General features: G+C 38.2%; 9 protein-coding genes. 1 reads left to right on the top strand and 8 read right to left on the bottom strand.

What is annotated here, in order from left to right; genetic code table 11:
• Positions 1-151: 151 nt before the first annotated feature.
• The 8 genes from HMPREF2988_RS00805 to zapA form a co-directional block, all read right to left on the bottom strand.
• Positions 152-2,050, bottom strand: a complete 1,899-nt coding sequence (locus HMPREF2988_RS00805; RefSeq protein ID WP_070769809.1) for a fructose-1,6-bisphosphatase — start codon at positions 2,048-2,050, stop codon at positions 152-154.
• A 160-nt stretch (positions 2,051-2,210) separates the two neighbouring features.
• Positions 2,211-3,473 (bottom strand): ABC transporter permease, encoded by a 1,263-nt coding sequence (locus HMPREF2988_RS00800; protein WP_070769808.1) that lies wholly within the window; start codon positions 3,471-3,473, stop codon positions 2,211-2,213.
• A complete protein-coding gene (locus HMPREF2988_RS00795; protein WP_002314648.1) occupies positions 3,466-4,365 on the bottom strand; it encodes an ABC transporter ATP-binding protein in 900 nt (299 codons plus the stop codon). The genes HMPREF2988_RS00800 and HMPREF2988_RS00795 overlap by 8 nt, the downstream gene beginning before the upstream one ends.
• 142 nt (positions 4,366-4,507) lie before the next feature.
• On the bottom strand, positions 4,508-6,286 hold the full coding sequence (gene uvrC, locus HMPREF2988_RS00790) for an excinuclease ABC subunit UvrC (protein WP_002320257.1): 1,779 nt from the start codon (positions 6,284-6,286) through the stop codon (positions 4,508-4,510).
• 181 nt (positions 6,287-6,467) lie between these two features.
• Positions 6,468-6,782: a thioredoxin gene (gene trxA, locus HMPREF2988_RS00785; protein WP_002290803.1), complete on the bottom strand. Its 315-nt coding sequence runs from the start codon at positions 6,780-6,782 to the stop codon at positions 6,468-6,470.
• 86 nt (positions 6,783-6,868) lie between these two features.
• The gene (locus HMPREF2988_RS00780; protein WP_002377489.1) at positions 6,869-9,229 is read right to left on the bottom strand and encodes an endonuclease MutS2; all 2,361 of its coding nucleotides are present in this window, start codon (positions 9,227-9,229) and stop codon (positions 6,869-6,871) included.
• A 141-nt stretch (positions 9,230-9,370) separates the two neighbouring features.
• The gene (locus tag HMPREF2988_RS00775; protein WP_002333754.1) at positions 9,371-9,919 is read right to left on the bottom strand and encodes a CvpA family protein; all 549 of its coding nucleotides are present in this window, start codon (positions 9,917-9,919) and stop codon (positions 9,371-9,373) included.
• 57 nt (positions 9,920-9,976) lie between these two features.
• Positions 9,977-10,414 (bottom strand): cell division protein ZapA, encoded by a 438-nt coding sequence (gene zapA, locus HMPREF2988_RS00770; protein WP_002290800.1) that lies wholly within the window; start codon positions 10,412-10,414, stop codon positions 9,977-9,979.
• 201 nt (positions 10,415-10,615) lie between these two features.
• On the opposite strand from zapA, the gene rnhC reads away from it, so the two are divergent.
• Positions 10,616-11,533 (top strand): ribonuclease HIII, encoded by a 918-nt coding sequence (rnhC, locus tag HMPREF2988_RS00765; protein ID WP_002314644.1) that lies wholly within the window; start codon positions 10,616-10,618, stop codon positions 11,531-11,533.
• The last annotated feature ends 57 nt before the right edge of the window (positions 11,534-11,590 follow it).

The following is an 11,590-nucleotide window of genomic DNA, read 5'->3' as shown; positions in this document are numbered from 1 at the left end:
ATCAGCGCCCTGACCTGAGTATTAGAGAAATAAACGGAAAAATAGCTCCTCATATTTTTCCGTTTTTTGAGCTAATTCCGAAGGAGACTGCGACACGCCTTTTGTTGCAGTCCTTTTTTAGTCTATTGAGCAATGTTGGCTAGCATTTTTCTCAATCGTCCTTTCGATAATCCAACAGCCTTTGGAGCTGAGTAATCTGTTGCTGTAATTCCATTCCTTTTGTCGTATCCCGATTAAGTTTGCGTGGGAGCTGCTGCTCGATCACTTTTTTTACATTCGTTTGATCAGATTTTTTTGCAAATTGTTGTTCAATAGGCAAGAACGGATAATGTGTCACGATTTGGAAACCGTAAGAATTGCATAGTAATGAGTAGCCAGCAATCCCGGTTGTTTTTTGATAAGCTTTGGATAGACCTCCGTCAATAACAAATGCTTTTCCGTTTGCTTTGATCGGTGACTCCCCTTTTTTTACTTTTACTGGCGTGTGCCCATTGATGATTGCTGAACCTTCTTCTTTTGCATCGAATTCTGCCAAAATTTTTTCACTGAACCACTCTTCATCTCGCAAGTGATAATAGGGATTGCTTTTTTCGACGTGCGTATGAGGCTCTGTGAGAAAATAGCGCTCAAAAGTGGCCATTTTACTCTTGCCGAATAAAGGCGAAAATGGCCCGCTCCACGCATACCAAATCAAATCGGTCGCCAAATCTTCTTTTGCAGTCAAATCTTTTGCGCTTTCAGTTATCTGTTTTTCAAAAAATCCCAGTAGTTCTCTTCCGCGATAAGATTGGTCTAATTCAAATGCTAAGAGCTGCCCCTTTTCATCTACAGGTATACAGCCATGAAACAGTACATGCTGATTGTTTGTGAGATACATTCCCCCTTTTTCAATCAAAAACGTCATGTGTTTTTGCATTCTTAACGAGTGCTGGAATGAATACATCAAACTATCGATCACTTTTTGTTCCTCTTCCAAGAACTTTTTAGGATCATCTGGCTGGATCGTTTGAAAACAAGTCCCTTTCAACTCATAGAGCTGACCTTCTAAATCGATCGTTGATTCCTCATAGTTGATTTTTTCCAACAATTTACGATCGTCCATTTTAAATTCAGGTCGTCGATCCAACAACTGATGTTCTGATTTGAATTGGAGGATAGAAAGTGCTTGATGGATCTTTTCTAATTCTTCTTGCTCTCTTTCAGATAGATCTTTCCTGTTTTTAGGGGTAAATACTGGATTCTTCTGATAGGTTTGATGGGCAAAAGAAAATAATGGACGTAAATTTAATCCATATTCTTTCTCTAATTCAAATAAATAGTTGTAGCGTGCGGCAATCCGTAAAAGCGTCAATAAACATGCCTCAGAGCCGCAATACGCACCAATCCACAAAATATCATGATTCCCCCACTGGATATCTACAGAGGAAAAATCCATGATTCGATCCATTACTTTGGCTGCTTGAGTTCCTCGATCAAAAATATCACCCACGATATGCAAATGATCGATGACAGATTTTTGGATCGTCTGCGCAAGTTTTGTTAAAAATTTTTCTTCTTCCTTCATCAAGACAAGTTGTTCAATGATTTTTTTTACATAGTCTTTTTTCCCGTTGATACGATCATCGATATACAAGAGTTCCTCAATGATATAGCTATATTCTTTCGGCAATCCTTTTCGAACTTTTGATCGAGTGTATTTGACTGTCGTAAACCGTAAAAGATCGATCAAACGATGGATCAGCTGGGATTTATCTTGTTTTTTGTACCAATCAGTCGTCAATACATATTCTGGATAAGCCGTAAAAATAGTGAATTGGCTGATCTCCGTTTCCGTCATTTGTTCAGAGAAAAGGTCTTTGATCTTTTCTTTAAGATTTCCTGAACCGATACGCAGAATATGATCAAAAGCAGGAAATTCGCCATGTATATCGCTCAAAAATAACTCTGTTCCTTTTGGAAGCTGCAAAATTGCTTCGAGATTGATGATTTCCGTGATGACATCTTCCGTTGTAGGGAACTTCTCTGAAAGTAAATCTAAATAGCGGTCCATTAAAACGCCTCCAAAAATTGGTATACTCAACATTATAAAGTTGTTATACGCTATTTTCAATGAATATATATCCAATATAATAAAAAAACAGAAATAGGTCTATACAAAAAAGAAGCTGGGAACAATAAATGTCCAGCTTCCTTCTATATTTTTCTATATTTTATGCTTTTTTTCGTTCATTTCTCATAATTGAAATCGATTGTTTCAATGAACTCCATAATCCGCCTTCGCTATACACGAGTACATTCGATTTGTACATGTTTGCAGACAAGATCATCAATAAGAATGTCACGGCTACAAGTACCAACAAGGAAATCAATGCTCCACCCATACCGACTGTCTCATTTGCCAAGCGAACCGGCATAATATAGGAAGATAAGAATGGAATATACGAAGTGATCCGAATAACGATATTATTTGGATCTGACGCACCTAATATCAACCCAAGCATGTATCCGCCTAAAGATAAATAAGTCACTGGCAAGATTGCTTTTGCTGTATCTTCTGCTTTGTTGACCAAAGAGCCACATAAAGCTGCCAAAATAGAAAAAATCAAAATGCCAAAGATCATAAATAGAAGAGAATACCACAAGAATGGTCCAATCAAGTTATCCAATGAGATACCGTCCAATATATTCTTGACCATTTCCATATCTTTGAATTGATTGTATCCTACACCAAAAATAATGCCGTATAATGCCATTTGCGTTAATGCAACAAGTAAAACACCAGTTAGTTTCCCGTAAAAATGCTTTTGTGCAGTCGTACTGGACAGGATCACTTCCATGATCCGCGTGCCTTTTTCAGAAGCAATCTCTTGTGCAATGATTTGTGCATAAGTCAGAATGATAATGAACAAGACAATCGTCGCCACATAGCTGACGACATATTGGACTGTCGAATTATCTTCTCCTACCGACATTTTTCCTTTTGAATCAAAGTTGACTTTTTGTCGAGTCAAACTTGCCTGTTGGCTCAAACTTGCCACTTCTTCTGGAGAAATGCCTAATTCACTTGCTCGAATCATTGATTGCAAGCCAGTCAATTGTTGTTGTATCAGCAGTTGTGTACTTTGTCCCAATGAATTTTCACTATAAAGCGTCCCATTTACTTTATCTTTATCAGTTGAGACTACTAAATAAGCATCAATTTTTTCTTCCGAAAGGTCTTTTTGTGCGTTTTCTTCAGAATCCACTGCTTTGAACTCAAAATCATCTGTTTTGACTTGGCTCATTTGCTGACTGATTTGCTCATTATCAGCCAATACGCCGATTTTATTGACATCACTATTTTGCTGGGCAAAGTTTCCTGCTACATAAATAATACCTAGCATGATGAAAGGGACTAATATCATAATCAAGAAAGAAATCGACTTGACATTTTTTAAATAGACATCTTTGGTAATAATCCAAAACTTACGCATCGATTTCACCTGCTTTCAATTTGAAAATCTCTTCCAAAGTTGGCGGCTGCTGGTTGAACATAGGGATATAGCCGAATTGTGTCGCACGAGTAAAGATTTCTTTCCCAGCTTCAGGATCTTCTAATGTGATCTCTAACGTATTATCCTCACGAAGGATCACTTTTTTCACGCCTTCGATTTCTTCTACTTCCTGTTGACTTAACCCAGATTCCAAGAATAACTTCGTACGGCCAAATGATTCACGGATCTCATGGACTTTTCCATTCAAAACCATTTTTCCGTTTCGCAGCATGATCAAATGATCGCAGATTTTTTCTACATTATCCATATTATGGCTAGAAAAAATGACACACGAACCGTGTTTTTTCAATTCCAATATTCCATCTTTCAGTAATTCCGCGTTTACCGGATCTAACCCGCTAAATGGTTCATCCAAAATGATCAATTTAGGTTCATGGATCAATGTGGCGATGAGCTGGACTTTTTGCTGATTCCCTTTAGACAAAGATTTTACTTTATCCGTCTTTTTCCCTTTTACCTGAAATTTTTCCATCCAAAAATCGATTTTTGGTTCAATTTCTTTTCTTGATTTCCCTCTAAGTTCTGCAAAATAAAGCAGTTGGTCTTGAATCGTTACTTTTGGATAAAGTCCTCGTTCTTCTGGAAGATAACCGATGATATCATAATCTTTCTCCCCAAGATGATGACCATTCCATAACACTTCTCCCTGGTCTTGTGTCAAAAAATCCAAGATCAAACGAAAAGTCGTTGTCTTACCAGCACCGTTTTGACCAATCAGCCCCATGATTTTTCCGTCTGGGATTTGGAAAGAGACATGATCGACAGCTGTGTAGTTCCCAAAAGTTTTAACAAGATCCTTGACTTCTAACATTTCTTCACTCCTTCTTCAATAAATCCATATATCCTAAGACACCAGATGTAAGCGATTTATTATTTACCAACAAACGTGTATTCTCTTGTTGTTGTAAATAAAATGATAGGACACTTTACTTTCTTTGTAAAGTGCCCTTTTCTCATTCCTGATGTAATTTATCAAATACGTTTTGTGCGACATTTTTCGGTAGTCCGATTTCTTGTAATTCTTCTATCGTAGCTGCTGTGATATTTTTCAATGATTTGAACTCTTTAAGCAACATTTTTTTTCGTTTCGGTCCTAGCCCTTCGATTTCGTCTAATCGGGAAGCAAAACTGTTTTTACTACGCAGCTGCCGATGGAAAGTGATCGCGAATCGATGGACTTCATCTTGGACCCGCTGGAGCAAGAAAAACTCAGGTGAATTTCGCTCAAGTGGTACTACAGCCAAATCTGTACCGAATAGCAACTCATTTGTTTTATGTTTATCGTTTTTTGCCATACCAGCAATAGGAATATCGATTCCTAATTGATTTTCTAAGACATCTTTTGCTACATCGACTTGTCCTTTTCCTCCATCGATCAAGATCAAATCAGGTAAAGGCAACCCTTCACGAATCACTCGTGAATATCTGCGATAGATGACTTCTCTCATCGATGCATAATCATCCGGTCCGTTGACTGTTTTTATTTTATATTTCCGATATTCTTTTCTTGCTGGTTTTCCATCAATGAATACGACCATCGCGGCCACAGGATTCGTCCCCATGATATTGGAGTTATCAAAAGATTCGATGCGTATTGGGGTCGGGATATTCATTGCGTTTCCTAAACGTTCCACTGCTCCGATCGTCCGTTCCTGCTTTCTAGCAATCAGATCAAATCGTTCATTCAAAGCAACTGAGGCATTCTTATTCGCCAATTCCACTAATTTTTTCTTTTCGCCTCGTTTCGGTTGTAGAACTTTCGTATCCAACAAAGCTTCTACACTTGGCTTGTCGATCGTATCAGGAATCAAGACTTCTTTAGGAATGAAATGTTCATTTTCCTGATAAAACTGGCCAATATAAGTCAAAAAATCTTCTTCTGCTTCGTTATAGAAAGGAAACATTGAAACATCTCGTTCAATTAACTTTCCTTGTCTTACAAAAAACACTTGGACACACATCCAGCCTTTATCAATCGCATAACCAAATACATCTCGATCCAGTAAATCAGTATTTGTCATTTTTTGGCGAGTCATGATTGTTTCGATAGCACGGATCTGGTCTCGGTATTCTGCGGCTTTTTCAAATTCCATGTTTTCAGCAGCTTTTACCATTTTCTGATGGATCTCTGACTCGATTTTTTCGTGTCCTCCGTTTAAAAAGTTTTTCACTTCATCAACGATTTTCGTATAGACTTTTGGATCTACGTCGAAATAATAAGGACACAGACATTGCCCCAAATGATAGTAAAGACAAGGCTCCTTCGTCTGACTAGGTTTGCATTTTCTCAGAGGAAATAATCGGTCGAGGATCTTCTTTGTCTCATTCGCCGCACCGACATCTGGATATGGTCCAAAATACAGTGCTTTGTCTTTTAGTACTTTGCGAGTAATCACCAAACGGGGATATTTTTCATTCGTTATCTTAAGGAAAGGATAGGTTTTATCATCCTTTAACATAATATTGTATTTAGGATCATTTTTCTTTATCAGATTGATTTCTAAGAGCAAAGCTTCTATATTCGATTCTGTAACGATGTATTCAAAATCTTCAATTTCACTAACAAGCCGTTCCGTTTTCGTATTATGGCTACCAGTAAAATATGAGCGGACGCGATTTTTCAATATTTTGGCTTTTCCGACATAAATGATCGTTCCATTTTTATCTTTCATCAAGTAACAGCCGGGCTGATCAGGAAGTAAAGCTAGTTTGTTTTTGATTCGTTCGTTCATCTGGTACTCCCCTTCATATTCAATTAAAGTTATTATAGCATGTCTGTCAAAAAAACAATCCAGCCTGACAACGTAATTATACTCAAAAAATGTTAATTTGAATAACCTTAACTCAACCGCAAAAAAACCGAGGACGGAACTGAATTCAGTCCCATCCTCAGCTTATTTTTGCTTTAAGCTTTTATAAATATTGGTCGATCATTTGACGTAGTTGTTCTTTTGAATGAACACCAACAGCTTTTTCTACTACTTGACCATCTTTTTTCAACATTAATGTTGGAATACTCATGATTCCGAATTGTTGAGGAGTTTCTGGATTTTCATCCACATCCATTTTAGCAATTCTGAATTCTTCTTCATCATATTCTTGTTCCAATTGATCCAAAATCGGTGCTTGCATACGACATGGACCACACCAAGTTGCCCAAAAATCAATTAATACAAGTCCTTTGTCTGTTTCTTCGTTAAATGTCTTATCTGTAATTACTTGTGACATATCAAAGACCTCCATTTTTAAAATCTATGACCAGTATAGCATTTCTATCCTTGGATAGCGAACCATCTGCTTACCTTTAGTAAGTTTTACTTAAATTTAACAATTGTTGCACCATTTCCGCCTTGATTTGCCGGTGCAAACTCAAAGCTTTTGACGCTCCGATGGTTTTTAAGATAATCAGTAATTCCCTTGCGAAGTGCGCCTGTCCCCTTTCCGTGGACAATAGTCACTTGAGGATAACCTGCTAGGATGGCAGAATCCAAATACTGATCTACTTCACTTAGCGCTTCCTCATATCGTTTTCCTCGAAGGTCCAATTGATTCGGCACATGACTGCTAGATTCAGAGCGTACAGCATGGACAACTCGTTGTGTCGGCTCTTTTTGAGGAGCAACAGGCGTCAGTTCGTCTTCGGACACATTCATTTTTAGTATACCGATTTCTACTTGCCACTGATTCCCGTTTTTACGTAAAAGCGTCCCTCTTTGGCCGTAAGTCGTAACCAACACTTCGTCTCCCGGTTTTAATGTTTTTTGTTCTTTCGCCTTCTTCAATACTTTATTTTTCTTCAATGTTTCTTCTTGATGTAGATTTGCTAATTGGGTCTTTGCATCGATCAACTGATGCTCTTTCACATTTCCTTGCCCGATCTGCTGTTGCATTTTACGAATATCAGCAATGATTTTTTCTGCTTTTTCTTCCGCCTCTGACACGACTTCATTTGCTTTTTTCTTTGCTTTCTCTATTTCTTTTTCACGTTCTTCAAAGAAATAGCTGTAAGCTTCTTTCAAATCATGATGAAGTTCTTGTGCCTCAGAAACAAAATGACGCATTTCCAGATATTCGGTCTCTGCCATTTTCCGGCGATTCTCTAAATCTGTGATCATTTCATTTAAATCTTGGCTCTCATCATTCATCAACTGCTTTGCTTCATTAATAACATCTGTATCAAGACCTAATCGGCTGGAGATTTCAAACGCATTGCTCCGACCAGGCACACCGATCAGTAAACGATACGTTGGACTTAGTGTATCCACATCGAACTCCATACTAGCATTAATCGTATTTGCCCGATTGTATCCATAAACTTTCAATTCAGGATAGTGTGTTGTTGCCATCACATAAGCAGACTTTTTACCAAGATCATCTAAGATCGCGATTGCTAGAGCAGCACCTTCTTGCGGATCTGTTCCTGCACCAAGCTCGTCAAATAGTACCAGACTTTTTTCATTGACTTTTGATAAAATATCTACAGTGTTCGTCATATGAGAAGAAAAGGTCGATAGACTTTGCTCAATCGACTGTTCGTCTCCTATATCCGCAAATACTTCTTCAAAAATACCGATTTGGCTTTCTTCTCCTGCAGGAATCGGCAACCCTGCTTGCCCCATCAGCTGTAACAGACCTAAAGTCTTCAACGTGATCGTTTTCCCACCTGTATTAGGTCCTGTAATGACGATGGCTTGATAGTCTTTTCCAATTGCGATGTCATTAGGAACTACTTTTTCCTGATCGATCAGCGGATGTCTTGCTTGTTTCAAGACGACATGATTGTCTTCACTGATTCCCGGCACGATGGCTTTTAGTTCTTTACCAAATCGTGCTTTTGCATTCATCAGATCCATTTTACCAATCACATAAGCATTGTGGATGATTTCTTGACGATGTGGAACAAGTTCTGCAGAAAGTTCACTTAAAATACGTTGAATCTCATTTCGTTCAGCGATTTGATATTGACGCAAACGATTATTCAAATCCACCACTTGTTTTGGTTCAATAAATAAAGTCTGTCCTGAAGCACTTTGATCGTGGACTACACCGCCAAATACACCGCGGTATTCTTGTTTGACTGGGATAACGTAGCGGTCATTTCGCATGGTGATGATTGCATCGCTCAAATATTTTGCGTTCTTCCCGCGGACGATTCCGTCTAACTGTTCACGAACAGCTTGTTCACTGCGACGAATGTTCTGTCTTATGATTTTTAGCTCAGGAGAAGCATCGTCGGTCACGCGTCCGTCTTCATCGATTGCTTCCTTTAAACGGCGACTTAAAACAGGAATCGTGACTAGCTGATCTGCCCACATATACAAACGCGCAAATTCAATTTCACTGTCAGAAAGATCATCAATGAACCGATGCAATTCACTTGTCGTAGATAACACTCTGGAAACTTGTGCAAGCTCCACTCCATTCAAGTCTGCCCCGATTTCGATCCGTTTCATATGAGGGCGGATATTTTCAAGTTTTGGTATAGGAATCCCGCCTCGCAGACGTTGTACTTTCAACCCATCCTCAGTTTCTTGAAGCCATTCTGTGATCGTTTGTTTCTCGCTCACTGGTACCAATTCTGCCAGTTCTTCTTTTCCTTGTGCAGTCACTACAAATTGTTTGACCATCTGTTTGACTTTTTCAAATTCCAATGTTTCAAGGATTCGGTTATTCATTTTATCACCTTATCTTTCACTATGAAAAAAGGGCTGTGCCGGACATACGTTGCGCAGCCTTCTTAAATAAACTACTGTGTACAAAAAACAAAACATTCTTGTAAAAGTTTTTCTAAAAAAATATTTTCTAGCCCTATTTCCTTAATTTAAAATATTCGTTACCCAAAGCTCATACATCTTGTTGGTAAGAAAGGGCGTTCTCTCAACGATAAAACGAGCGAAACTATGCTCGCCGAATTGATTTTGGACCACATCTAATGGAACAAAGGCAAGTAACTGCAAAATCAAAAATATAGTAACGTAAGCCATGATTAGTGACAGGATACCTCCTGCAATCCAGTCTACCTGTCTCAAGATCGGCACATATGTCAATCCATGGACAAAGACCCCCACAAATCGGGTGATCAGCCAGCCAATCAGCAAAATGATCAGAAAAGCCGTTCCTGCATAAAAAGCTTCATCTAGGTGAAAGGCAAATACTTGATCAAAAAATGCTAACTTTGATGTCGGGGTGACAGCTGGGTATGGAATGTATAATTCCAAATGACTTGCTAATGGTTTGTAAAAATGCTGGGCAGCAATAAATGACAACACATATCCGATTGCGAATATGACTTGTAAAGCAAACCCGCGACGTGCTCCAGAAAAAAACGCAATTAGCAATAAAAATAAAATCAGCAAACTCAGCATGCTACGTTCCTTTCTCTTCTAACTTTTTTAAATTTTTCTTATTTTGATAAAAGGATCTTAATTAGAAGATTTTTGTTTGATTTGTCCTTTTCGTTTTTCATTTAAAATCTGTTGTGCTTCCACATGATTTTTAATAGTATAATCTGCTTGACCATTTTCTTTCAGTACTTCTCGAGCTTCATTCTCGATTGCTTCCATGCGTTTTACGCGATTTTCAAGCTCTGTAAATTTGATCATTTTTTTCTTTAATTCTGCTGTTTCTTCTTCTAGCTCCAAGATTCTTTCTTGTTTCTTCAATTGATCCGAAAGCGCATTGACAGCCATCAAGATCGCTGCTTGTTCATTATCCATTTGTGGTGATAATTGTTTCAATTCTGCTAACTGCTCATTGATCAGCTTCGTTACGATATCCATATGATGCTTGGTTTCCCGTCCGATAATAGTATATGTTTGGTTGGCAATCACTGCTTTGTAGCGTGTTTTTTCGTGCGCCATACGAATCATTTCCTCCTATTTGATGAAAGTTTTATTTAGTGTACCATGAAGTTGGTTCTTTCACCGTTCTCCACAAATATTTTTCACATACTTAACTATTATATGATAAACTTTAAAAAAATGCTATGTCTCGCAACCTCTTAGAAAACGAAAAGTCAGGAGTTGTGGTATAGATTTATGTATAAAAACGAGGAGAATTTTATGAGCAACGTCATTATCAAAGCAACGAACGACCAACTTAGTCAAATGAAAGCATACTATCGCTCTTATTTGTTAAATAAACAGATTCCTTATACTATCTTTGCTGCAAAAAAAGACGGGACGACCATCACTGCTTACACATCAGGAAAAGTGATGTTCCAAGGGGCAAACGCAGAAACGGAAGCTCAGCGCTGGGGACAGGCACAGGATAAACAGGCCAAACCAGCAAGAACGGTCTCTTCTTTGCCAAAAAATATCAGTCAATTATCCGTTTTAGGTAGCGATGAAGTCGGAAATGGCAGCTATTTCGGTCCACTAACAGTATGTGCTGCTTATGTGAAACGTGATCAGCTTGCAGAATTACGTAAACTTGGTGTTCGAGATTCAAAAGAGTTAAAAGATAGCCAAATCATCCAACTTGCTGATATCTTAAAAGAAACTATCCCTTACAAACTACTTGTCTTGCCCCCAGAAAAATACAATGAGATCCAGCCAAAATACAATGCCGTTCGGATGAAAGTCGCTTTGCATAATCAAGCAATCCATTTGCTGTTAAAAAAAATCGCACCAGAAAAACCAGAAGCGATTTTGATCGATCAGTTTACACCAGAAGCAAATTTTAAAAAATATGCGCGTTTAGAAAAAAATCACTTGCAAGAAAAACTGTACTTCGTTACTAAAGGAGAACAATATCATTTAGCTGTTGCTGCTGCTTCTATCATCAGTCGTGCCAGCTTTTTAGAAGAGTTAGACAAAGCATCAGCTGAAGCTGGAATCACCCTTCCCTCAGGAGCTGGAACGAAATCTGATCAAGTAGCGGCAAAACTATTGGAAAAAGGCGGCATGCCTATGCTTGAAAAATATGCCAAACTTCACTTTGCCAATACAGAAAAAGCGTTGAAGCTACTAAAAAAATAAAAAAACTGTGACATAAGTCGTGTCACAGTCCCTTATTCCGAATAAACGGTGTTCAAT

It is taken from the genome of Enterococcus sp. HMSC061C05 (assembly GCF_001814765.1).
Lineage (GTDB): Bacteria > Bacillota > Bacilli > Lactobacillales > Enterococcaceae > Enterococcus_B > Enterococcus_B lactis.
This window is presented reverse-complemented; position numbering and strand designations above follow the sequence as displayed.